Below are 24,067 nucleotides of genomic sequence, written 5' to 3'. Positions count from 1 at the left end.
TAAATACCTGATTATTCGGCATAAAGATTTAAATGAGAAATAACAGAATCAGGCTTTACGAATTTGGAATGAATTTTCTCATTCTCTTTTACCTGACGTAAGCCTTCAAGAAGAATTTTGTCAGTCGTTTTAAGACCAGACTTTACGACAAAAATGTGTGGCAATTCCGCTTCGATCGTTATTTCACGCGACTTAATCACATTATCTTTATCCAAAACATAGACATATTTCTTTTCCAAAACTTCAAAAGTGGCTTTCTGAGGAATGATAATCGCATTTTTGATTGGCAGCTTCACTAAAATATTGCCGGTTTCACCATGTCTCAGTAATCCCTTCGGATTTGGGAAGGTAGCTCTGAATGCGATGTTACCCGTTTCATTGTTGAAGTCAGCTTCGATCGTTTCAACCAGGCCGGGATAGTCGAACAATTTATTATTAGCCATAAGAAGCTCAACTTTAAGCGCACCTTCTTTTATAATCTGAGTTTTGTAGTCAAGGTATTCAGCCTCCGGTACGTTATAATAAACCCACATTTTGCTGTTATCAGAAATCGTTGTAAGCAAATCCCCTTCGTTCACAAGACTTCCAAGTCGTCCCTGAAAATGATCCATAATACCGTTGAACGGAGCCCTGATTTCGGTAAAACCTAGGTGCGCTTTCGCTAAACCCAATTCAGCTTTTGCCTTATCAAATTTAGCCTTACCCAATGCAAGTTCATTTTTCGATACCACGTTGCTGTCGGCAAGCGACTTTGTGTTTTTATATTCTATCTCTGCAAAGTTTGCCTCAGCCTGAGCCTTTTGGGTTTCAGCTTCATAAATCATCGGCATGATCTTGAACATCAGCTGTCCCTTTTTTACAAGCTGTCCTTCATCAACATATATATTCTGAAGATATCCTTTTTCCAGCGCCCTTAGCTCGATGTGGCTGATAGCATGGATTTGAGCGACATACTCTTTAGTAACCAGCGTATCTTTCTGCAAAGGACTGGTAACAAGATAATCCACTTCTTCTTCTTTTTCTTCTTTTTTTGATTCACAGCCTGTATGTAGCAACAACGCACACAAGCTAATGACCATGAGAATTCTCTTCATGACGATCTGATAGTTATACAATATGATTTTTTGATTATTCTAAATTGAGTGGATGTGTTTTTGACACATCTGGTGAGTTGTTCGCCCAAATACATTACAAGAGTTTCGAAATGGAAATAGGAAAACATGAAGACAGCTATTACCTGCCGTATGATATCAAATTCTGAGTACGCCCAGTTTGAGAAACAGAGCACTGTAAACTGGTATATAGGATATATTATTATAGGAAAATAATAATTGCTGCGTATTGTGGAAGAAATATCTGGTGGTCTTATTAAAAAAGGCTACACTCAGATTATTATTAAAATCAAGTTGCTTTTTGAAAGATTGCAATTCATCTTCCTTTTCTTCAACTTTTGCCGCATGGTTCAGCCCATTTTGTCTTTCTACATCCGATAAAACAGACTTCACAACCAGCTCCTGGCAGTCACAGGTGAAAGGAAACAAATTAACTGGCACCAAATCTTTATGGGCAGAGTCTTCGAAAGAGCCCCCCAAAGCGTGCCCGGCGAGGCGAATGTATCCGCCAAAAAGCAGTATACATACTGGTAAAAGAATTTTAAATAACTTTTTCATTGGATGCAACACGTTATCAAGACAAGGAGTGAATTTTGGGTCCTTCGTAAACTTGATTACAAATACCGCTGTCGTTCGTTAGTACGGTATTAAATCCAAATTAAAATTGAATTAAAATATTATCTGAGCGTTAAACGAAGTGAAAAATTATCGATTAAATATAAATATACCATTATAACACCCATTGCATCATATCATATCTCTGCTATGTTTTTGAGGTGACATGAGGGTTGGCATTCGGGCATCGTTTTCGTGGGATGTAATGAACATCTGGTGAGAACGGATCGTATAAACGGCTGACCGACGTTGCCATCTGAATTAAATGCGTGTGCTCCAAAGCTGGTTTTGTAGAAAATCCACGTAAAAGCCCTGTGAAGACCAACCGCAACGTGCATAAGGGGAAATACTTGTCGAATTTTTGATCCGATACTGATTATTCTTACATGCGGTGCCCTACTGGTACTATTTTTGTAACAGTATCCAAAGTATTAAACAGGATCATTCACAACGAAAACACAGAACTTATGAAAAAGATAATTGGATTAGGAGTAGTTACCGGAGTCGTTATTTTCGCATATTTGCAATCGTTTAACAATAAGTTAAATAAACGAGTATTAGAGGAAGGTAAAAAAGAAGGCGCCCAGCTCGTATAAAAGGTTTTAAACATGTTAAAAAATAAGGAGGCACCAGAATATCGCTGGCGCCTCCTTTTTTTTTAAAATTTTGAGTTTTATTACTTGGATTGCATGGTTTGTGACCGTATTCCGAACTACTCCCTCACCATTTGAGTATTATTTTGGGAAGTTCCTGCTACGTAATAAAGCTCTGCGACCGCTTTTTGATAGTCTGTCACAAGTTCAGCCATTTTGATTCTCATATCGATCAGTTTGGTTTCCCGGCTGTTGATCAAAAAAAGCGTGCTTTCGCCCAGATCAAATTTTGCCAGTTCTCCGTTAACCAGAATTAGCTGATTTTCAACGCTTCGGGCCTGTATAATCAGCTGCGACTCATAGGCTAAAAGCTTGTTGTATGAGTTCATAATACTTGTATTGATCTCACGCCCCGTTTGCTGTATATCAAAGTTCAGCGACTGCTGTTTTACCTTCACCTCCCGAAGTTTTCCACGCTGTTCACGCAAGAACAAAGGAAATGCAAAGTCGACACCCATTTTATAATTGCTCCATTGCAGTTGGTACGTATCAGCAACCGGAGGGCCAAATGCATTACGGCTTGTTAGTAATGAAGCACTCACGCTTAACTTAGGTTTTAGCATCTCCCGCCGGTAGTTACGTTCCAGTTCAAGCTGCAAAGCCTTACTTTTAAGCATCAATATTTCCGGATGCTGGCTTGCCGCATTCGCAAGTAATGTGTCAATCTGAGTTCTGTCGGAGCCGCCGGTCCTTTCAACCGGATTCTGTGGGATAGAATATTCGGGGAGCTCCATAGGTTCGCCCCGGTTGCTCCACAAATGATTTGAAAGAATCAGACGGGTATTGATAAGCTCTACTTTAATTTTTTCAAGCTGCAAACTACGCTCCTGATAGGTTATTACTGCTTCCACAGAATCAATCGGTGGCTTATCTCCGAGCAGTGTCTGATTTTTCACTGCTTCAAATCTTTTGAAAGCCAGATCAGCACCTTCCCGGATCAGAGCATACTGACGGTGCGCATAAAACCAGTTCCAGTAATCCTTTACCGCATCAAACCAAACTTTGTTAATTTGCTTGATTTGCTCAGCTTCGGCATAATTTACCATGACCTTTGACTGTCGCAGGGTATTTCTTCTCGCGTCAATAAAAAATCCCTGACCAATGGGTATGGCCAGGCCAATTCCAGACAATCCGGACGTACTTGTTTGAGTTTCCGGATTTGTATATTTTCCTACAAATCGGTCATAACCAATTTTCAGGTCTGCTCCGCCAAGCCACAGCGGCACTTTGAGTTCATTGGACCAATTGTTATAATACTCCGTGTTACCGAAATCCTTTCTACCAAAATGACTTTTGACAGCCGGATCAAATCCACCCCAGGCCTGCATGACCCGAGCCCTTGCCTCTTCACTAAGCAATGCTGCCTGTTTCACGATGGGATGATTATAAAAGACAATTTCTTCCAGGTCTTTTAATTCAAACACCTTGCTTGTGTCGCTCATTGTATTCTGCTGCGCGAAGCTCTGGGTAAAGGTCGCTAAGAGCATAATAAACAAGTACATAGCAACTGTTTTGTTATGCAAATGCTTCATTATATTAAGCAATTTTAATATCACTACTAGATTCATTTCGCTGCTCCCCCTGCCTTAGGTTCTGCCTCCAGGCTTGGCGGAAAACCATTTAGCTGACGCCATATTTCGTACCAAATCGGAACAGTGCGCAAAATTACCCGACCGTAAACACCAGAGCCCTGTCTGAGCTGAATAGGCCACGGCTCATCATTTGCTGGAACAGGGATTGTCGGCCTTACGAGTAAGCGGTATTTGCCTCCCGCACTGCTTACAAGATCAATGACAGAAACACGGCCGGAGAAAGTTCCGACCGCAACAGAAGGCCAGCCGGAAAATTGAACAGAGGGCCATCCTTCAAACTGAAGCCTGACTTCACTATTATTCAGAATCAACGGAACGTCCATGGCATCCACATAAATTTCTGCTGCCACAAGAGGTTTTTCCGGTTGCAGTGTTGCGATAGACTCTCCTTCCTTGATATTTTCACCAATCCCGGCTTTCAACGTTTTTACAACGTACCCGCTTTGCGGCGCTCGGACCACATATAATCCGCGACGGATTTCGGTATTGGATATCTCGTTTCGAAGTTTCGATATTTCTCCCTGGGCCCCCACTTTGCTTGAGAAAGCAGAGCTCAAATCAGACTGCGCCTTGGCCACAGACTGCTCATATTGCGCTTCGATATTGTCAAGCTCTATCCTGGCATTTATCAATGACTGTTTCGAATTATTCAGTTTGTTCTGCTGACTGACGACTTTGGCGTTATCCTCTTGAAGCTTCAGTCTTCGTGACTCAATATCCGTCAGCGAAAATAACCCGTTCAGGTAACCTGCTTCGTAACGGGCCAACCGGGATTTACTTATCTCGTAGAAATTCCGGACTGCAACCAGATCGGCACTATCAATATCGACATAATTTTCTGCCTGTTTAACTTTGTTTCGGGCAGAAGTCAGCTGGAGCTGCAGAGCCTTTGACATAGCGCGTATCTGAGCCGCAGTTGCCTGCATCCTCTGCGTGGCCGCGTCCTCGCTGCCTTCCTTTGCTGCAAGCTGTTCCTGTAACCGGACAGGCAGTTGAGGGTCGAAATAGGATTGACTAGTTTCTGAAATAATCAGGATCGTATCGCCAGCACTCACTTTTTGTCCTTCCCGGACAGCCCAGTGTTCAATCCTGCCACCAATTTGGTTTTGTACTGTCTGAGGACGGTCTTCCGGTCTTAAAGCAGTCACCACGCCTCGTCCGGGAATGGTCTGCCGCCAGGGAAGAAACAGGCCCAAAAGAAAGACTAAAAGCAAAATCAACATGATCCTCCCTAATAGCTTTTGGCCGCGGGTCACCAGAATTTCACGGCTGGAAAGAGTTCCAAGCTCTTCCCACTTTCCTTCTTCGAAATAATTTTTAGTTTCACTAACCATGGTTCACCTCACTTTCTTCTAATTCAAGATCTGTCACTGCAGCTAATTTTTCACTACCCGTTACCATATCAAAAATTGTATTAAGACTTGTCATAAATTTTTCCACAGCATAGCTGATTTGTACAATAATAACCTCAGCTGCAACAAATTGACCTAGCGTCATTTGACGTTCAACTACGTAATAAGAGCCCAGAAGTAAAAGACCTCCCATCAAAACAGTCCTCAGAGCTACAGAACTCGCAAAAAACTTTCTAAGAATTTTAAAATGGTCGTTTCGGGCTTTCAGGTAGTTTGCAGTGATCTTATCTGTTTTAAAAATCACCTCCGCAAGTTTTCCGGGAATGTTTCTGTACTCATCAAGGTTAGACGCAACATCTTCCAGGTAAGCTACTACTTCATACTTGTATTCCGATTCCTTGATACTTGTCTTAACGCCAATTTTGTAAAAAAAGAACAGCATCATCAGAATGACAAAAACCGTCAGGATTCCAAAAGTCATAAAAATCGGGTGATAAAATGACAACAGGATTGCTGCGAAAAAAATCTGAACAGCTGCTGCAACGACATCCACAAGCAATTTAGTCAGTCCTTTCTGAATCGTGATCACATCAAAAAAACGGTTTACAAGTTCCGCCGGCTTCTCACCTTCGAATTCCTGCCTTTTAATTCTCGGAAAACGATAAGCAAACTCAACCGTTGCCTTGGCAAATATTTTCTGCTCGATCATCTCAACAAGCGTGAGCTGCCCGATCAGCATCATTCCTCCCACGGCAACGCCAAGCAAAACAATCCCTATTAAAATATACGTTGAACTGTAAAGTGCGCCATTGGACAGAAAGTTAAAAACTGCTGTTGTGCCCAAAGGTAACGTAAGGCCGATCAGGCCAATTAAAATTGCATAAACAAAAATATAGTTAATGGTGGTCCGCTCCACGTAGAGCATGCCAAGAAGCCGTTGCCACGGGGTCGGCGCATCAGCTTTGTGTTTTTTCTTCATTAAAATGATGGGTTAAACCTGAAAATTCGAACACTAATTTTTATATAAACTGGACGATTTAAGTCGTAAACTTACTATCCGGCACAAAAATGGAGTCAGGTTATGAGAATCAGTTAAGAATGAGATTAGAATCTTTTTAATAACAAAAGTGAGGTCTCGACGTAGAAGTCAAAGAAATCATTTCCGATAAGATTAAAGTTGGACGTTTACCCTGTAAAGTTAACGCGATGAAGGCATTGTTTTCGGACATGTGCTGCATAAAATTGAAATTAAGTTTGTTCGATTACTTGTTATTTCAGGATGTAAAAAAATGTATGCCAAATGTCGGCATTAATTTCTCCAAAAATTAAATTAAGAAAAAAACGTCCGGAAGCTGTATGGAAAAGCTTCCATTGCATATGAGAAATCGTATTACCAAGCAAACAAAGCTTTTACTCAGTTTGCTCATAATATCCTGCAATCACCAGTTTTTGGCGAATTACTGGCAGGGCTGCGATGATGCTTCATCGCAGACAAGGATTTTAACAGGACCAAAAACGGCCTGGCAAATACTCGGACGATATTTTCTTTCTGACACTGGGTCATAGTGAGATTTCATGTAAAATATACTGTCCCTGCGTTGAAACGATTCAGGCAGCTCCAGTATAGCAGCCAGATAAATTGTTGAATCATTAACGTCGGATTTCTGTTGGGTAGCGAGCGTTGTGGGTTGTAAAAATTGAATCAAGTAAAGCGGCTTTTCGGAAATACAATATTCCGCCACAGATTTAACCTTCAAACATCCTGCCTCATCTGTCCCCGAAATCTTCTCGTTTTTACAACCGTGTAGTAAAGCACACATAAGTATAAACACTGTATAAAAAGCCCTTTTCATCTATTTCCACGTTGAAAGTTTAAATTTTATAATGCAATTTCTAGACACATAAAAATTAAAATAGTTGTAATTTAATTATACAAATTAAAATTATTTCATGATATTTCTTTCTATACATTTTAACACCAAATTTCTGGCTATGATGCATCATTTTTTAGGTGGCTGATTTTGCTGACAAATTTTCCGGTACCGACTTTGCAGTCAACGCCGGCAGACGGCCAAAATGAATCTTTCAACATCATCGACAAAATTAACACTATAAGAAAGCAGGAAAAGGCTTTCCTTTGGTATCCGGATCCTGATAATCTTGCCGGCGTCAGGGATTCAGCAGTCGTAAAAAATGTTGAATTTGTATTTAAAGGAACCATAACAGTGCCAGAAAGAGCCATATTATAAACCCTCCCCGATCGAAAACCAGTGTTGGTGTGCATGCCCCAAATTTTACCAAGACCGGTACTGCTGGCACCGTCGTATCACTGCATGATTTTAAAGGAAAATTTGTTCTCTTTGGATATTTGGGCGAGCTGGTGCGGACCATGCCTTATAGACCATCCGAACCTTGTTAAGATATTTGAAAAATAAAAGATCGTAATTTCACGATCGTAGGAATTTCCTTTGACCCGGAAAAATCCAGATAGTCTGGTTAAAGGCCATAATTGTGGATGGCTTGAAATGGACACACCTTTCGGATCTGAGAGGATGGTCAATCGAAGTATCGTTTTGGTACAACGTTGAGTTTATTCCAAGAATTTTTTCATTAGTCCTGACGGAATTATACTTGCTATGGATATAAAAGGCAAAACCGTAAGTGAAAAACTTGAACAACTGCTCACTAAATAACCCCAAACATGTACTTCGGGGCATAGATTGATCAAAAGAAAATGTCAATAGTTTTACATCTATCGGTTTTCTTTGATGCAGGCTCGAAGTGTAAAGTATCCTCTGTTACAGAGCTGTTTCGAAAAGAAAAATCTTACACAAAAGAAGATTTACTGCCTGACATTCATCCCAAAAGTATTTTGAACAGCGTTAAACCATTCCTCGTCCTCCGCTGCATTCCAGTCGACCCACTGTTCATCAGTCATTGAACCCCGCCATCCTAAAAACGGAATTGCGTCCGGTCCGACAGGGTGTCGTAATTTCCATGATGATCCTTCGGCAATTTCCAGAATTTTATCGGCTACAAGAGAACATGGTACCGGATTTTTTAAAGACGCTTGAAATAGTCCGCCAAAGCGATTTACCTGCGGATAGATTGAAGTTGCCATCGGCCTAACTCCCTGCGACATATCCGTATCAATTATTCCAGGCTGGACAATTGCAACCCTGATGTTATACGGCTTCAGTTCCTGGGCCAGCGCTTCGCTTACAGCTTCCAGCGCATACTTAGTTGGCGCGTAAATACCGAGCGGAGTGTTGGCAATTTGCCCGGCAACTGATGAGATATTAATTATGCAGCCGTTCTTACGTCTTCGCATTTGCGGAATAATGGCTTTGGTACAACGTAGGACTCCGAAATAATTTGTCTCCATTACCTCACGAAAATCAGTGAGATCCATTTCTTCAATCGAGCCGTGCCGCTCGATTCCTGCATTATTGATCAGTACATCAATCTCTTTTGTATGTTCAAAAATAGCAGCAATACAATCATCAACGGATTTGTCTGAATTGACATCCATTTTGAGAATGGTAATTGGTAATGATTCCGATAAGATAGTTTCTTTAAATGCTGTGGAAGCGTCCGGGTTACGCATTGTTGCAAACACGTTGTAACCAGAGCGGGCAAAGGCTAAGGCCGTAGCCAGCCCGATCCCTTTGCTTGTTCCTGTAATGATAGCTGATTTCATGTGGCTGGATTTTTAGCGTTAACTAAATTGCAAAGCTGATCCTGCGTCCAATTTAAAGCAATTACTCGGCAAATAGCCGTTTTGGTTCAGCAAATTTCACGAAAAACAATCAGCAATTCATTACCGTTAACTAATTGAAAATCAAGACAAAGTAAATTCCCCTAGTCACCTTCGATGACAAATAAGATTTACAGAATTTTTACAGACCAGATGTTACCGGCGGTGTATAAACGTTTTCCAACCGGCAGGAAAATGTCATGCGATTCTCAACTCCGCAACAGCTATCTTGACCCATATGAAATTATGTTAGAATATAAAGCCCTTCACTCCTAGTTAGGGGCTTTATATTCTTGATTCTAACACTGTAAATTTATATTACACTACCAAAGTTTGCTGCATTTTTAATTGTTTTCTTGTTGATTCAGTCAGCTCGCGTTTCGCTAATGCATGGCATTCAAAAATAGCATCGCTGAACATCATCTGTTGCGGCGGTGTCTTTTGAGTCGATGCTGACGGGCCTCTTAATGCACCAACCAGTCCAAGTTCCCGGGCTACATATACGTATCGAATTGCATCGATTACCACACCCGCCGAATTAGGTGAATCCTGTACAGAGAGCTGAGCATCCAGTGTTACTGGTGCCCCCATAAAACCTTCGAGTTCCAGACGAAAATTTGCTACCTTGTTATCGCCGTAATATGCAATATATTCAGAGGGCCCGGCATGAAGGAAACTACCACTCGTTTCAATTCCACGGATATCGTTTTGTGCCCTGATCACATTTTCCTTCGAGATCTTTTTAGATTTCAGTCGGTTTTTGTCTTCCATATTAAGGAAATCAGTATTACCACCAACATTTCTCTGGATATGAGCCTTCACATGATGTCCGCGCTCGAATGCAAGCTCCTGAAGCATCTGCGAAACGATACTTGCGCCAAACTGACTTCTCATATCGTCACCAATAATAGGTATACCCGCCTCAATAAATTTCTCTTCCCAGGCTGGATCTGAGGCTATAAATACTGGAATGCAGTTTACCAAAGAAATCCCCAGTTCAAGGCAAATTTCAGCGTAAAACTCTGTCGCGAGCTGAGAACCCACCGGCAAATAATTGATTAATACCTCAACCTGATGCATTTTTAAATGTTGGATAATCTCTTTTCTGAGCATACCAACCAAATCCTGGTCGTAAGCGGCCGGATCTACCAACAAGTCAGTAGCGACAAGATCGGATTGAATCTCAAACCGGTTATCGGGTGGATAGGCTGCCATTAACGGAGAAACGCCATCGATTACCGGAGAGCGATATACGGGAGCGTTTGAAGATACATCAGGATATAAAACAACCGTACAATTCGGCCGGGCAAAAATAGCCTGACTAATTGGAAGCCCTATTTTTCGTTCGTCAATATCGAAGCCGCATACGAATTCTATATGCTCTGCCTTGTAGCCTCCAATGTCATCTGCCATAAGGCCAGATGTCTTGTTCGAAAATGTGGTATAATATTCCACTCCCTGCACTAATGAACTTGCACAATTACCAACACCTAGAATTGCTACTTTAATTTTTCCTGCTTTATTCTGCATGAGCTGACCTAAATTTCTAAGTACTAAAAGAATTTAATATATGATCGTGTGATTGCTGAAAATCCGGCTGCTGTATCAGGCAATTGAACAGTTCAGAAATCAGTTTTAAAATTAATACAAAAAATTGCAAACGTTTGCATTAATTTTAATTTGTTTTTGTCGAAAATAACATCTCAACATCAACTATTTGATTAAAAGTTATTTACAAGTAAAGTAATTTTAAATTTCCGAAATTCAGGCACCATTTCGAATTTTATAACCTAGTTGACCAGCACCCGCAAAAATGGTAATTTGCAAGAATGAAAACACCTCATAACTTTCCTGCCAGATTGAAATTATGACCATCGAAGTGTCACTATTGTATCAAGCACAACCGTTAAATTTTCTGATTTAAAGACCAGACAGCATCCTTTGAAAAATGCAGTGTAATTGAAGCTGGATAATTTTACCGCAGGCCAATAATTCATACGTGGGTGGTCCTGAATTATCTCCGGAAAGAAGATTGCGTTCTTATTTTTCGACGAAAAAGGATTTTTGTAACGCAAATTCGAAGATTAGATTTTATCCGTACTATCAATTGATCGCTACTTTTGCCCGATGGTTGCATTGTTATTAAGATCAAATTCCCAATATTCGCTTTAAATTAATTTTATTTGAAAAAGCCGGCGTGATGAAAATGATCTGTCTCCTCTTCTTTGTCTTGTTTATAAGTTGCGGACCTGAATATAAAACAACATACTACAAAGCCACATCTCTGGATAAAAGGGATACCGCCTTTTTAAAATTGGTGACTTCGAAAGGAACATTCTACGGAGACTATCGAATCAGATATGATGATAAAACAGAAGATGATGGTACCATTACCGGCAATGTCAGAGGTGATACACTATCGGGGAAATTCAGCTATTTATCACGAGACAATGTCAGGACGATAGCGCCAATCGCCTTTTTAAAAAATGGCGAAAATCTGAAACTTGGGACTGGAGTGGCCGGCACTTATATGGGTTTTCACGTGTACCTTGGGGGAAGTTTATCGTTCGGCGATTCGCTTTTTCAATTCCAACCTGCTGAATACCAACAATAATCACCACAAAAAAATGAGATAAATTGATGTAAACCTGAAAACAGCCGTTCTATAACGAACGTAACCTGCGAAAAAAAAATGTTATGGACCAATCATTTATCTATGATAAACTGATACAGATATGGTGCCTTGTGAGCGCCGCCGCTGTACTGTTTTTCCAGTCTTTCTAAAATATCAAGTCCAAGCATCTTGCGCTGGAAACCTGACCGGCGCAGTTTTTGTCCCAGGATCGTTTCATACAATTTTTGAAGTTCGCCCATTGTGAATGCTTTGGCCAGCAAAGGTGCCGCCCAGCTTTCATTTCCGCCCAGCTTTCTGTCGAGGTTAGCCCGTAATGTCTCCAGAGCTTTTTTGACAATGTCATTATGGTCAAGCATCAAGGCCGGCAGATTTTCCAGCGTATACCAAACGCAGTTATCCGAAAGCGGATCAGGCGTGGGGGCTGCCCGTCGGAAATCAATCAGTGCATAATAACCCACAGAAACAAACCGCCGAAGAAGCCAGTGATCATCCTTCGGATCCATCCCTTTTGCTTGCATGATCGTGCGGAGAGGCTCCTGATCGTACCGCGACAAATCTCCAAATGTATAAAATTGATCAAGATAGATATCAGCAAGTCCAGTCCGCTCACCAAGTACTCTGCGGGCTGCATCGTTCAGATTTTCGTTTTCTTTCACAAATCCTCCGGGCAGGGCAAAAAGGTTCGTATTTCGATACTCGAGAAGTAGTATCTTGAGCTGATCCTGATCAAATCCAAAAATTACAAAGTCCATGGCAAGGCCTGGTAAGTAACCGGCCCCTTCTGAATTTTGCTCGAATCGGGATTCATTTCCGCTCATTATATTAAAATTTTAGGTGCAAGTTAGAAAAAAGAAAGATTGTCAGAATAATTTTTTATTATTGTTCCATAATGAGACAATATAATTTTTATTTGCCAGATTGCCTTTCCTGATTAGTAATTATTTATGCTAAACTAAAATGAAAACAATTATTATTACCATGCTGGTTGCCTTGCAAATGATGCAGGTCGCGACGGCTCAATCTAAAAAAGGGACCTCGGCTCCGCAGGCTAAGACAGAAAACGGAATGGTTGAAGGGGTGATCGAATCCACCGGCATCAGGGCGTTCAAGGGGATTCCGTTTGCTGCCCCTCCTATTGGAGAATTCCGCTGGCGTGAGCCGCAACCTGTTAAAAACTGGCAAGGTGTTCGTAAAACGGACAAGTTTGGTCCACGTGCTATGCAAAATCCGGTTTTTGGAGATATGGGTTTCCGTTCGGACGGAATGAGTGAGGATTGTCTTTATCTGAACGTATGGACGCCGGCCAAATCTGCAAGCGAAAAACTTCCTGTTCTGGTTTACTTCTATGGCGGAGGATTTGTTGCCGGAGATGGTTCCGAGGGACGTTATGATGGAGAAAGTATGGCGACAAAAGGGATCGTGAGCCTGACGGTGAACTATCGCTTGGGTGTTTTCGGGTTTTATGCTTCTGAGGAACTTACCAAAGAATCTCCGCATCATGCTTCGGGGAACTATGGCTATCTGGATCAGGCGGCAGCGCTGGCCTGGGTTAAGAAAAATATCGCCGCATTCGGCGGGGATCCTAACCGTGTTACCATTGCGGGCGAATCTGCCGGATCACTTTCTGTAAGTGCTTTGATGGCTTCACCGCTTTCTAAAAATCTTTTTTCCGCTGCAATTGGTGAAAGCGGATCCGTGTTAGGGACGCTTCCTCCTGTTCCATTAGCGCAGGCGGAGCAAGCAGGTGCTAAATTCAATGAGCAGGTTGGCAAAAAAACGTTGGCAGAAATGCGTTCAATATCGGCTGAGGAGCTTTTAAAAGCGACTGCCAGCGCGGGCGTTTCAAGATTTCTTTCATCGGTGGACGGTTATTTTTTTCCAGAGAATCCGTTGAAAACATTTCAGGCTGGAAAGCAGTCCCAGGTACCTTTACTCGCCGGATGGAATTCGGAAGAAATGAACTACAGAATGATCTTGGGCAAAGAAGCACCAACACTCGAAAATTATACGAAAGCAGTACAAAAATTGTATGGAGAACAAGCTGATAAAGTTTTGAAAGAATATGCTGCTTCGACTGATGCCGATGTTGAACAGGTAGCGACCGATCTTGCCGGTGACCGCTTTATCGGATTTGGTACGTGGAAATGGATTGATATCCAAAGCAAAACCGGCGGAGGAAAACCGGTATACCGCTATCTCTATGGGCGTGCAAGGCCCGCTATGAATGCAGAAATGGGGAACGTATCAGCGAACCTCGCCGGCGGTGTTTCGAAAAGTACAGAACCTGCTGCCGCCAAAGCGCCACTTCCTAAGGGCGCGGTCCACTCGGCTGAAATTGAATATGCGATGGGAAATCTGGCACTTAATAAGGTATATGCCTGGACTCCCGAGGATCATAAAGTATCTGAAACGATGCAGGCATATTTTGTCAACTTTATCAAAACCACAAATCCAAACGGAAAAGGTTTGCCGGAATGGTTGCCGGTTAAAGCCGGGGGAGACTCACAGTATATGTATCTGGATGTGGAAAGCCGTTTAGAAACTGACAAGCACAGAGGCCGTTATTTGCTGATGGATGCTATGGCGACAAAAGATTAAGATAAAATTTGATATAAAAAAATGGGTCTTTCAACATGGTTGAAAGACCCATTTTTAGTTTGGTGCTGCAAAATTGTATATGCTGAAATGGCTTTTTATACTTACTACCATTCAGCGGCACTTCCATCTGCATGTTTCCAGAGCGGATTTTTCCAATTATGTCCGACCTCAGCCATCTTTCGAACCTGCACCTCGTCAACCTGGATACCAAGTCCGGGGCCGGATGGAATATTGACAAAACCACCTTCATAACTGAAAACAGATTTATCAACCAGATAATCCATCAGATCACTTCCCTGATTATAATGTATCCCCAGACTCTGTTCCTGAATAAATGCGTTATGACAAGTTGCGTCTACCTGCAGACAAGCGGCCAGTGCAATCGGTCCGAGTGGACAATGCGGAGCTGCGGCGACGTCAAATGCTTCTGCCATCGACAATATTTTTTTGCATTCTGTTATTCCCCCTGCGTGGGATAGGTCTGGTTGTATAATATCTGCGTAGCCATCGGTCAACAAATTTTTGAACTGCCAACGACTGAACATTCTTTCTCCAGTGGCAATTGGAATACAGGTATGATTGGCAATTTCCCTAAGTGCTTCATTATTTTCCGGCAAAACCGGCTCTTCAATAAACATTGGCCGAAACTGTTCCAATTCCTTTGCGAGTACTTTTGCCATCGGCTTATGTAATCGTCCGTGAAAATCCACACCGATATCAAGGCCATAACCCACGGCCTCACGAATAGACGCGACACGGGCCAGTACCATATCTATTTTTTCATAAGAATCGATATACTGCATTTCGTCGGTGGCATTCATTTTAATAGCTTTAAAACCACTTTCAAAAGAGAGCTTTGCAGTATTAGCCACATCTGCGGGCCGGTCTCCTCCAATCCATGAGTACACCTTGATGCTATCTCTGCATTTCCCTCCAAGAAGCTGATAAACAGGTGCATCATAGAACTTTCCTTTGATATCCCATAATGCCTGATCAATCCCGGCTATAGCGCTCATCAGTATCGGGCCTCCACGATAGAACCCGCCACGGTACATGGTATTCCAATGCCCTTCAATGTCCATTGGATCTTTTCCAATCAAAGCTTCCATCAATTCGACCACAGCCGCTTTCACCGTCGCAGCCTTGCCCTCGATGACCGGTTCACCCCAGCCCACTATGCCTTCATCTGTTTCTATTTTTAAAAATAGCCATCTGGGAGGTACCTGGAACAGCTCGTAACTTCTAATTTTCATTTCACTGATCTGTTATTGTAAAAAATCTTCGAATTATTATGTTAATTACTCCGCAAAGTCTGAAAATAATCTGCTTTTCAGAATCACATCCACTGTCTTTTCAAGAATATTATCTGAACATCCTTCCACGAAGCTAGCTAATTCATTAATTTATCCTAAACAAGTTCTCAGCTAAATTTACTAATATTGAAAACCGTATAACGTCAATTTGGCTTCGTTGCAACCAACTCCACACAATGCGATTTCTCCGTTAACTGCTTCTTTTTAGTGTATTAAAAGACAAACTAAAAACTGTGTTGATACTTGTAACTACCTCATCAGATATATATTAACCGACTTTTTTACCTCATCCAAAGTCTGCTTAGGAGGCTGAAAATCTTTTGGTATAGGTTGTTTTGCAAAAGTCTGAAGATACAAAACCCAGGCATTTCTCCACCAGATTGCCTCTCTCCGTTGAACTTTAAGACGTTCTGCGACATCAGTATATACCTGAGCATCCAGATTGCCTTTCGCCAGATCCCATTTCTTCTGCATCCACATCACCGAATCCGCACCACTGTACAGACGGCCGCAAAGTTCGTCCCAGAGCGTGTTGCCAGTGGAAAGCTTTTTGCCCCAGCCAATGTGGTGAAACCATAACAGATATGACAGCGGTGTCTTATCAGGATCGTTCCATTGTTTTTGCACCTCCGGCCTGTATTGAGACAGCGCGTTACTACCCGCGGCAGTCCGGTCAAATCCAAGACCAACCGAATCTGCTCTATGATAATAAACCGCCGTCCAGTCGGGCCTTGAACCCTTGTTCTGCCACGGTTCGGGAGCAAAGTGAACGCCCATCCAGGGTCGCGAAAGACCAAGAGGCGTGTTGTAATCGACGTAAATTTCACGTGATCGCAGCATCAAATCTACGATATTTTCACGTGCTTTTCGGTTACGTGTTAATGTCAGCTCTGTCCACTCCTGCGCGATTTGTTCTGCGCTAAGCTGATGATCCCAGCTGAGTCTGCCGAAGGCGTACCAGTTGGCCTGAGCAAGTGGATGTCCTGTCCAATTTCTGACATTTCCGGTATTTGCCACACCGGCCATCAACGTCCGTGCATAACCATGCAAACTTCCGTCAACTACTTTTGCAACCGTTGATCCCCCGCCATTGACATACGTGTCCGACTGCAAACATTCTTTAAAAATCGCCGCTTCGTATACAGCATGCGTGGCAAAACCAAGGTATTCCTGTGTAAGCTGAAATTCAATACCCAGGGGTGTTTTTGGCATGTTACCAAACAGTGGAGAAAACGGTTCGCGCGGCTGAAAATCGATAGGACCGTTTTTAACTTGTACAATTACCTTCGGATCAAATTTACCATCCAGCGGAACAAATTCTTCGTAAGCCGCCTTAAAACGATCTGCATTCGGATCAGCCTTATAAACAAACGCCCGCCAGATCACGATACCATCGTAAGGGCTGAATGCTTCGGCCAGCATGTTAGCGCCATCTGCATGTGTGCGGCCGTAGTCCTGAGGTCCAGGCTCTCCTTCCGAATTAGCTTTGACCAAAAAACCACCAAAATCCGGAATTTCTTTGTAAATCTGAGCTACCTTTTCTTTCCACCAGGCACGTACGGAAGGATCCAGTGGATCAGATGTAGGCAAGCCACCGAGCGTTTTAGGCGCAGCAAAATAGACAGACAAATACGTTTTGATCCCATATCTTCGCATGACATCTGCGATCGCCGCGACCTTGACGATATACTCCTGCGACATAAACCGTGCGCTGGCATTCACATTGTTTAAGACTGTACCGTTTATTCCCAGAGAAGCGTTTGCACGCGCGTAATCCATATAACGCGGATCAACGCGCTCGGGCAGCTCATACCATTTCCAAAGTGAAGAACCCGCATAACCCCGCTCTATGCTCCCATCCGGATTATCCCAGTGATTCAGCATCCGGTAGCGCACTTTCGGACTGCCGGTTATGTTAAGATTTTTAAGAGGGCGCTGCATTTGCATGTGTTTTAAAAGCGCAAAAGTACCGTAGAGAATACCACTCTCCGACTTTGAGCTAATCTCAACATTGCCTCCCGCCAATTGAATACGGTAACCTTCATCGTCAACGCTGGTTGTGCGAGGTAATAATTTAAAAACAATTCCTCCGGACATGTTTCCGGATGAATTGGTGCGTGATATATTTCGGTTTACAAGGCTTTTAAAACCTTTTTGCAATTCCTGACTTGCGCTCTGCATGATTTCACCTTTTCCAGATTGCCGGATGAAAGCTGAGAATTTTAAATATTCTCCCTTCACAACAGGATCTGTAACCGGTTCGTATCTGAGCCAGAGACGGTATCCATCGTCACCATCAGAGGCTGATGCATCAGCGCTCAGGAATACCGAAATGGTCAGAATAAATGCAATAAATAGTACTGAGAAACGTCGGCTCATCATAAAGGCTGTATTAATTTGAGATGTCGAGTTAAAGCAACTATACACCTGATCATCAGTAATATAATTTAGAAATTGAATTATTTTTTAACATTTCGGATATGCTCTGCCACATTGAGCATGGTATCGATGTAGATATCGTTTTGCTGATTTTTCAGATAGTGCAGCAGTTCGCTGTGTGCTTGACTGGTAACATTCAATGCATGCTCGCCGCCGACGCCATGAAACAAGAATACAAGCAGCTTCCCGCTCTGCTCCGCTTGTTTAACAAGTTCGATCATCTGCCGACCAGTCTGTTCTACCATTGAATAACAATCGATATCCAGAAGTTTTTGCTCGTCAAAAGAATGCATCTCGTGTCTTACCGCTCGCGCAGCCAAGAAATCAGCCGACATCATTGGAATGAATTCACCTTCCATCACTTTTTTATGACCGCAGGTAAAGGCAAATGTGCGTTTTCCTTCAAGTCCGTCGATTGATTTTAAAAAGGCATTGCACATTCTGATCTCATCCTGGATTCGGCTCGTGCTGTATTTACTCAAATCGTATTCGGGTTTTACCCAGCTCATGCCCGGAACACTCGCATCACAGGGATGATAAAGTGTGTGATTGCCCAGTTCATGCCCGTTTTCTGCCGCGGCCCGCCAGTCTTTTATGCGGTTACGAGCCGCGTCCGACGATGCTGTCAAATAAAAAGTGCCCTTCAAACTCAATGAATCCAGAGCCGGAAGTACATGGTCTAAATGTACATTCAGCGCGTCATCATATGTCAAAACAACCGCGCACTTCTTTCCTTTCCACGGCTTGGATTCATCCAGAACTTCTCCGTCGGTCCGGAACGGTGATGCTGGCAGGTTTTCAGAGTTGTAGAAGTTGATTTCCTCAGGATTGTCCTGCCACGCGTAACGAACGTATTTCGGCACTTTGACCACTTTGCTAGAAAGCTCGATCTGATCTTTTCCTACAATTTTAGCCGTTGCCCAGACAAATTTTTTATCATAATCTGCAACAGCAAACCAGCGCAAATCTTCACCGTCTTTCGAGCGAATTCCGTCTGCCACATTGTCAAAAGTCAGGATAATTTTCCCGTCTCTGATATTGTGTGATGTTAATTTCGGACCGCTGTATATCACCTTATTTTCTTTGTAGGCAAGGTTTCTGGCGGCCAGCGCAAGTCTTTTTCCAATATCTTTTTTATTCAATGGATGTATATCGTTCCATTCGCCAAGATCCAGCGTCACAGTCACAGCAGTATTGTCAAGCAAAAGTGCTTTATTCTGCGCTTCCCGCAAAAGCGCCATATTACTTTCAACAGGCGAGTAATCTATATCCTGAAAATTAGGAAGCTGCACGACCAGAAAAGGCAGATTTTCATCGGCCCAGAGTCTTCTCCAGTCATTAATCAAAGCTGGCAAAAGGGTAGCATAAGCGCCTGGATTCCCAACATTTGACTCGCCCTGATACCATATAAATCCTTTGAACTTCATATTTAGCAAAGGCGCGACCATAGCGTTGTACAAAGCGGCTGGCTGATTCTGCGCTGCGAACGGAAGACGGCTAAAACCGGAACGACTTATCCGTTGATAAACCTGTCCAACCTTATAAGACCAGGTACCCTTCAAGTCAATTTGCTCATTACCTACTGTCATAAAATAGGGCTTGTCTGGCACAAAGCCACCTTTTCCCGTTTGGTTTGTAACCCTGATCACAAAGGAGTTCTTACCAGCTTTTAAAAGGCCCTGAGGGATTTCATAACGACGGGGAGGATACTGGTAAGTGACCTGACCAATTTTTTGACCGTTCACGTACATTTCATCTGCATCGACGATACGACCCATAAAGAGCCTGGCCGACTTACCTGTCCAGTCAGCAGGAACTTCAAATTCCCTGCGATACCATACAACCCCATCAAGATCTTTAAGTCCCTGATCTTCCCAATAACCAGGAATATTAATATTTCTCCACCCTTTTGGTTTGTACTCAATACTTTCCCAATGTTCGGCTTTTCCAACATCCGTTTGCTCTGACGGATTTTTAATACTAGCGGAAGAAATCCTGCTCAAAGAATCAATATAAACACTGTTTTTGTTTTGGGAAATCGTTTTAAGCACCTGATCAAATTTCTTATATCCACCCTCGCTGATCCAAGCCTCGATCGGTGTGCCTCCTACCGAACTGTTGATGATGCCGATAGGAACCTTGAACCGGTCATATAGGTCTCTTGCAAAAAAGTAAGTTACAGCACCCATGGTCAGCACATCCTTTGGATTCACCGTCTTCCATTCGCTGGCAGGCAAATCTTGACGAGGACCGTTCAGATCTGTCATCGTCGGGATAAAAAAGTTACGGATATCACTGTAATTGGCCGAGGTTATATCATCAAAAAAACGCTCTTTCACCCGCTCCATATTGATGACCATATTACTTTGCCCACTACAAAGCCACACATCACCGAATGCGATATTCTTTATCTGGATCTTATTTTTACCCTTTAAAGCCAGTTCGTAACCACTACCGGCCGGTTGTGCCGGAAGATAAATTTTCCAAATTCCATCGCTGTTGCAAACTGTCTTGTATTGCTTGTTTTTTAACGTCGCTGTGACGTTCTCTTTTGCCTCCGCCCAGCCCCAAATAGTGACCGGCTGATCCCGCTGCAATACCATATTGTCTCCAATCAGCTGTGGTAAACGGATATCTGCAAAAAGATTCTCAGACAGAAATAACAAAAATAATACGGCCTTAAAAACCCTCATCAGCAAGCCTGGTAATCAGCGTACTCGATATTAACATGACCGAACCGCCTTTGTGTTAAAAAATAAATATGTTTTCAAACCTGACTGCCTGAAAAAAATCGCATATTTCAAACAAAACTTCAGGTCGTAATAACTCCGGATAAAACTTACGACATCTGCCGTTAAAAGTTGACTACTCCGTCAAACGCCTTTTTGGGTTTATAGTTCTGATCAAACAATAACGGATAATCTTTGCGGCCAGGAACTGGAAAATTGTCCAGCCAGCTGGATTTATCCGACACATTCCAAAAGGTGACTCCGGTGATAACGGATTTGTATTTCCGGAACACTTCAAAGAGCATTTTATACTGCGCTGCTTGTTTTTCGAGCATTTCAGCGGTTAATTCCCCCGAGTCAGTTGCTCTTTTCTCTCGCCTCTCATGCTCTTTCTGGTGCACGGAAACGTCCAGTTCGGTGATTTGTATCATCAGTCCCAGACTTGAAAACTGTTCGATCGATTTTTCAAGTTCCTGTTTGGCAGGTTCCGAAATCGACCAGTGACCTTGCAAACCTACGCCATCAACTGGCACATTCTTGTCTTTCAGTTTTTTTAGAAGCTGGTAGATCTTATCTCTTTTTGAACTGCTTTCGGTATTGTAGTCGTTGTAAAATAATTTTGCCGCAGGATCCGCAGCGTGGGCATATTCAAACGCCTTTTCTATATAATCCTCACCAATGATTTCGTAAAATTTTGAACGCCGGTAAATACTTGTACCAGTGTCCGGAACGGCTTCATTGACAACATCCCAGGCGTAAATTCGTCCTTTATACCGGCCCACCACGTCATTGATATGCTGTTTGAGGCGCGCAAGAAGCACTTCCCTGCTGACTTGTTTATTGGTTGAGTCGGTAAAAAACCACTTTGGTGTCTGATTATGCCAGCATAGCGTGTGCCCTCTGACCTTCATCCCATTTTTTTGAGCAAAGGCTACTATGGCATCCGGATCCTGCCAGGCATACCGGTTCGGTTCGGGATGTATCGGTCCCATTTTCATAGCATTTTCAGGTGTCAGACTGTTAAACTGTTCTTTGATAAGCTCAGCATCCGGCCCTGTTAGATTTCGCGGAGCAACGGCAACGCCTATGGGAAAAAAATCATTGTAGGCGTCTTTCAAAGTTTTCTGAGCAAACAAGTCGTCGGCAGGCAATAACATAGCGGGGAAAGCCAACCAAGAAATCCCAAATTTAAATATTGAAGATGTTGTCATGCGTCGTTTTGTTAAAAGAAAATAAAAAGCTGTCAGCGATCAACTTTCGGCGGATAAGGGTCATGAAATAAAAGCGCTTGAATTTTCATTAATGCGCTTGCCAAATCCTTTCGGTAAAAGCTGACAACAAAAGCTACTTGAAAAGCAATTGCGAAAACGCAAATAAATCATGTCTCCAAACCGGCCAGCTATGTCCTCCCGGATATTCGCTATAAGCATATTTTACGCCTAGCTCATCGAATTTAGCGCACATGATTTTGCAATTATTGAAAGCGATATCTTCCTGACCGCCCATTGAGATCCAAAAGTTTTTAAGATTGCTATTGATCTTTTCAGCGTTGGTTTTCATAAACGCATATTGCGGTTCTGTCAGAGCGGTATTATTGGAAAACCATCCGGAACTGAATACTCCGAGCGATGAAAACATTTCCGTGTTTTTTATCCCTGCATATAACGTTTGCAGACCACCCATAGACAATCCTGCAAGGGCCCTGTTTTTGGCATCGGTTTCCACTCGGAAATTGCTTTCCACAAACGGAATAGCAGCTTGTTTCAATTCATTTTCAAAAGATTTAAGCACGTTTTCGTTAAAACCTGCCAAGCCACCGGAACTGACATTCCCATCCATCATGACAATCACCATCGGTTTCGCTTTCCCTTCCGAAATGAGATTATCCAATATCAAATCTGTTTTACCTTGTGTTGCCCAGCCCCGCTGGTCTTCACCACCTCCATGGAGCAGATATAAAACAGGATATTTTTCAGTTGATTTTTCATAACCCGGCGGCGTGTAAACATACATTTCCCGCCATGAACCCATGGGTCGGGAGAAATATTTCCTTATGCTTATTTCCCCGTGCGGAACATCTTTTTGTGCATAATAACCACCGTTGCGGTAGGGAATCTCTATGCCACTTGCCATGCGTCCCATTCCATAAAATGTTTCACTTGAAGGATCAGCCAAAGCAACGCCATCGATGAGAAGTGAATAATAATGAAAACCCTTGCCAATCGAATCTGTCGTCACAGCCCAGTAGCCTCCCGTATCCTTCGCCATTTCATACTTTTTGCCAAGATCAATTTGCACTCTTTGAGCGCCCGGTGCTTTCACCCGAAAAACAACACGGTTGTCAGGCAGTATCTGTGGGTATTGTGCTGAACGAATATTGGTCTCGGGCCTCGTTCCCAAAATGGTATATCCGGACAATGAAGCATTATCAACAGGTTTAAATAAAAACTGTGAAAACATGTACAAGCCATTTTTCCATACTTTAAAGTCATGCACGCCGGGTTCAATGTAATAGACATGCGGCACCGAGTGCTCGAACATATAATCATGGGTCCTTTTGCTGAATGTGATCAGTCTGTCATTATCGCCGCAGGAAATAAACAGTAATTTCAGCTTTTCCTTTGCATCTTGCGGATTGGGCATAAGCTCTGATGGTATTTTGGTATTTGGGGCAGAAGAAAAACCGCCTACCCAGGCAAACTGATCCAAATTACCCAGTCCAAAGTTCAGCGCCTGCCCGCCTCCCATGGACAATCCCGCAATAGCACGATTTTCTCTATTTTTCAAAACAGGATATTTACTCTCTACGAAAGGGATCAGATCTTTAAGTAAATCCTGTTCAAATGTAGCGAATGCAGCTACTTTATCCTGCGCCATGATGTTTCCCGTAGCACGGTCATCTTTCATAGCCCTTCCGTTGGGCATGACTACAATCATAGGTTCAATTTTCTCTTCAGCATAAAGATTGTCCAGGATCAGCTGCGGATTACCGCCTTTAAGCCACTCCTTCTCGTCCCCGCCAATGCCGTGCAAAAGATAGAGCACAGGATATTTTTTCTTCTTCGAGAAACCAGGGGGTGTGTAGACCAAGGCCCTTCGGGTGCTGCCGACAGTCTTGGACTTGTAGCTGATCGTATCAATTTTTCCTGATGCAACTCCTGGCTGTATCGCGTCATAACCTTTGGGCATTTCTTTCAGGATTTTCTGAGCTTTACTTCCCTGGGCTATCAGGAGCAGGCTTATTGCAAATGATATAATTCTTAACATAATCA

Annotated in this window: 16 protein-coding genes; 3 read left to right on the top strand and 13 right to left on the bottom strand. The window is 42.8% G+C overall.

Annotation, left to right across the window (positions count from 1 at the left end):
• Positions 1-11 precede the first annotated feature (11 nt).
• The 5 genes from BMY70_RS12565 to BMY70_RS12545 form a co-directional block, all read right to left on the bottom strand.
• Positions 12-1,094, bottom strand: coding sequence for an efflux RND transporter periplasmic adaptor subunit (locus BMY70_RS12565; protein WP_090335558.1), 1,083 nt, complete (start codon positions 1,092-1,094; stop codon positions 12-14).
• A gap of 156 nt (positions 1,095-1,250) precedes the next feature.
• Entirely contained in the window at positions 1,251-1,670 is a 420-nt protein-coding gene (locus BMY70_RS12560) for a hypothetical protein (protein WP_090335557.1), read from the bottom strand.
• Positions 1,671-2,439: 769 nt separating this feature from the next.
• Positions 2,440-3,882 (bottom strand): TolC family protein, encoded by a 1,443-nt coding sequence (locus BMY70_RS12555; RefSeq protein WP_229209591.1) that lies wholly within the window; start codon positions 3,880-3,882, stop codon positions 2,440-2,442.
• Between the two features lie 62 nt (positions 3,883-3,944).
• On the bottom strand, positions 3,945-5,306 hold the full coding sequence (locus tag BMY70_RS12550; RefSeq protein WP_090335555.1) for an HlyD family secretion protein: 1,362 nt from the start codon (positions 5,304-5,306) through the stop codon (positions 3,945-3,947).
• Positions 5,299-6,303, bottom strand: a complete 1,005-nt coding sequence (locus BMY70_RS12545) for an ABC transporter transmembrane domain-containing protein (protein WP_090335554.1) — start codon at positions 6,301-6,303, stop codon at positions 5,299-5,301. Before BMY70_RS12545 ends, BMY70_RS12550 begins: the two co-directional genes overlap by 8 nt.
• Before the next feature lie 1,042 nt (positions 6,304-7,345).
• Here BMY70_RS12545 and BMY70_RS30660 point away from each other — a divergent pair.
• Positions 7,346-7,573, top strand: coding sequence for a hypothetical protein (locus BMY70_RS30660; protein ID WP_143072089.1), 228 nt, complete (start codon positions 7,346-7,348; stop codon positions 7,571-7,573).
• A 593-nt stretch (positions 7,574-8,166) separates the two neighbouring features.
• Here the strand turns inward: BMY70_RS30660 and BMY70_RS12530 are convergent.
• Positions 8,167-9,024, bottom strand: coding sequence for an SDR family oxidoreductase (locus tag BMY70_RS12530; protein WP_090335551.1), 858 nt, complete (start codon positions 9,022-9,024; stop codon positions 8,167-8,169).
• Between the two features lie 375 nt (positions 9,025-9,399).
• Entirely contained in the window at positions 9,400-10,611 is a 1,212-nt protein-coding gene (locus tag BMY70_RS12525; protein WP_090335550.1) for an inositol-3-phosphate synthase, read from the bottom strand.
• Between the two features lie 670 nt (positions 10,612-11,281).
• Between BMY70_RS12525 and BMY70_RS12520 the strand changes: the two genes are divergently transcribed.
• Complete coding sequence (locus tag BMY70_RS12520; protein ID WP_090335549.1) at positions 11,282-11,695, top strand: hypothetical protein; 414 nt, start codon at positions 11,282-11,284, stop codon at positions 11,693-11,695.
• 92 nt (positions 11,696-11,787) lie between these two features.
• On the opposite strand, the gene BMY70_RS12515 is transcribed toward BMY70_RS12520, so the two are convergent.
• On the bottom strand, positions 11,788-12,534 hold the full coding sequence (locus BMY70_RS12515) for an NUDIX hydrolase (protein WP_090335548.1): 747 nt from the start codon (positions 12,532-12,534) through the stop codon (positions 11,788-11,790).
• 139 nt (positions 12,535-12,673) lie between these two features.
• Here BMY70_RS12515 and BMY70_RS12510 point away from each other — a divergent pair, with 139 nt between their 5' ends.
• On the top strand, positions 12,674-14,314 hold the full coding sequence (locus BMY70_RS12510) for a carboxylesterase/lipase family protein (protein ID WP_090335547.1): 1,641 nt from the start codon (positions 12,674-12,676) through the stop codon (positions 14,312-14,314).
• Between the two features lie 104 nt (positions 14,315-14,418).
• Here BMY70_RS12510 and dgoD read toward each other — a convergent pair whose 3' ends face one another.
• The 5 genes from dgoD to BMY70_RS12485 form a co-directional block, all read right to left on the bottom strand.
• Positions 14,419-15,567: a galactonate dehydratase gene (dgoD, locus tag BMY70_RS12505; RefSeq protein WP_090335546.1), complete on the bottom strand. Its 1,149-nt coding sequence runs from the start codon at positions 15,565-15,567 to the stop codon at positions 14,419-14,421.
• A gap of 309 nt (positions 15,568-15,876) precedes the next feature.
• Positions 15,877-18,009 (bottom strand): alpha-glucuronidase family glycosyl hydrolase, encoded by a 2,133-nt coding sequence (locus tag BMY70_RS12500; RefSeq protein ID WP_374754705.1) that lies wholly within the window; start codon positions 18,007-18,009, stop codon positions 15,877-15,879.
• Between the two features lie 77 nt (positions 18,010-18,086).
• The gene (locus BMY70_RS12495) at positions 18,087-20,759 is read right to left on the bottom strand and encodes a sialate O-acetylesterase (RefSeq protein ID WP_090335544.1); all 2,673 of its coding nucleotides are present in this window, start codon (positions 20,757-20,759) and stop codon (positions 18,087-18,089) included.
• A gap of 161 nt (positions 20,760-20,920) precedes the next feature.
• Positions 20,921-21,952 (bottom strand): endo-1,4-beta-xylanase, encoded by a 1,032-nt coding sequence (locus BMY70_RS12490; RefSeq protein WP_229209628.1) that lies wholly within the window; start codon positions 21,950-21,952, stop codon positions 20,921-20,923.
• A gap of 187 nt (positions 21,953-22,139) precedes the next feature.
• Positions 22,140-24,062 carry an alpha/beta hydrolase-fold protein gene (locus tag BMY70_RS12485; protein ID WP_090336437.1) on the bottom strand — a complete coding sequence of 641 codons (1,923 nt, stop codon included), beginning with the start codon at positions 24,060-24,062 and terminating at the stop codon, positions 22,140-22,142.
• Positions 24,063-24,067: the final 5 nt, after the last annotated feature.

Origin of the sequence: Dyadobacter koreensis (assembly GCF_900108855.1) — a bacterium.
Taxonomy (GTDB): domain Bacteria; phylum Bacteroidota; class Bacteroidia; order Cytophagales; family Spirosomataceae; genus Dyadobacter; species Dyadobacter koreensis.
The sequence above is the reverse complement of the archived record's forward strand: the minus strand, read 5'-3'. Positions and strand labels throughout refer to the sequence as shown.

Bases quoted from the DNA above. Each gene is read 5' to 3' on its own strand.
- BMY70_RS12565 (WP_090335558.1), bottom strand. From the start codon at position 1,094: ATGAAGAGAATTCTCATGGTCATTAGCTTGTGTGCGTTGTTGCTACAT.
- BMY70_RS12560 (WP_090335557.1), bottom strand. From the start codon at position 1,670: ATGAAAAAGTTATTTAAAATTCTTTTACCAGTATGTATACTGCTTTTT.
- BMY70_RS12555 (WP_229209591.1), bottom strand. From the start codon at position 3,882: ATGTACTTGTTTATTATGCTCTTAGCGACCTTTACCCAGAGCTTCGCG.
- BMY70_RS12550 (WP_090335555.1), bottom strand. From the start codon at position 5,306: ATGGTTAGTGAAACTAAAAATTATTTCGAAGAAGGAAAGTGGGAAGAG.
- BMY70_RS12545 (WP_090335554.1), bottom strand. From the start codon at position 6,303: ATGAAGAAAAAACACAAAGCTGATGCGCCGACCCCGTGGCAACGGCTT.
- BMY70_RS12530 (WP_090335551.1), bottom strand. From the start codon at position 9,024: ATGAAATCAGCTATCATTACAGGAACAAGCAAAGGGATCGGGCTGGCT.
- BMY70_RS12525 (WP_090335550.1), bottom strand. From the start codon at position 10,611: ATGCAGAATAAAGCAGGAAAAATTAAAGTAGCAATTCTAGGTGTTGGT.
- BMY70_RS12520 (WP_090335549.1), top strand. From the start codon at position 11,282: ATGAAAATGATCTGTCTCCTCTTCTTTGTCTTGTTTATAAGTTGCGGA.
- BMY70_RS12515 (WP_090335548.1), bottom strand. From the start codon at position 12,534: ATGAGCGGAAATGAATCCCGATTCGAGCAAAATTCAGAAGGGGCCGGT.
- BMY70_RS12510 (WP_090335547.1), top strand. From the start codon at position 12,674: ATGAAAACAATTATTATTACCATGCTGGTTGCCTTGCAAATGATGCAG.
- dgoD (WP_090335546.1), bottom strand. From the start codon at position 15,567: ATGAAAATTAGAAGTTACGAGCTGTTCCAGGTACCTCCCAGATGGCTA.
- BMY70_RS12500 (WP_374754705.1), bottom strand. From the start codon at position 18,009: ATGATGAGCCGACGTTTCTCAGTACTATTTATTGCATTTATTCTGACC.
- BMY70_RS12495 (WP_090335544.1), bottom strand. From the start codon at position 20,759: ATGAGGGTTTTTAAGGCCGTATTATTTTTGTTATTTCTGTCTGAGAAT.
- BMY70_RS12490 (WP_229209628.1), bottom strand. From the start codon at position 21,952: ATGTTATTGCCTGCCGACGACTTGTTTGCTCAGAAAACTTTGAAAGAC.
- BMY70_RS12485 (WP_090336437.1), bottom strand. From the start codon at position 24,062: ATGTTAAGAATTATATCATTTGCAATAAGCCTGCTCCTGATAGCCCAG.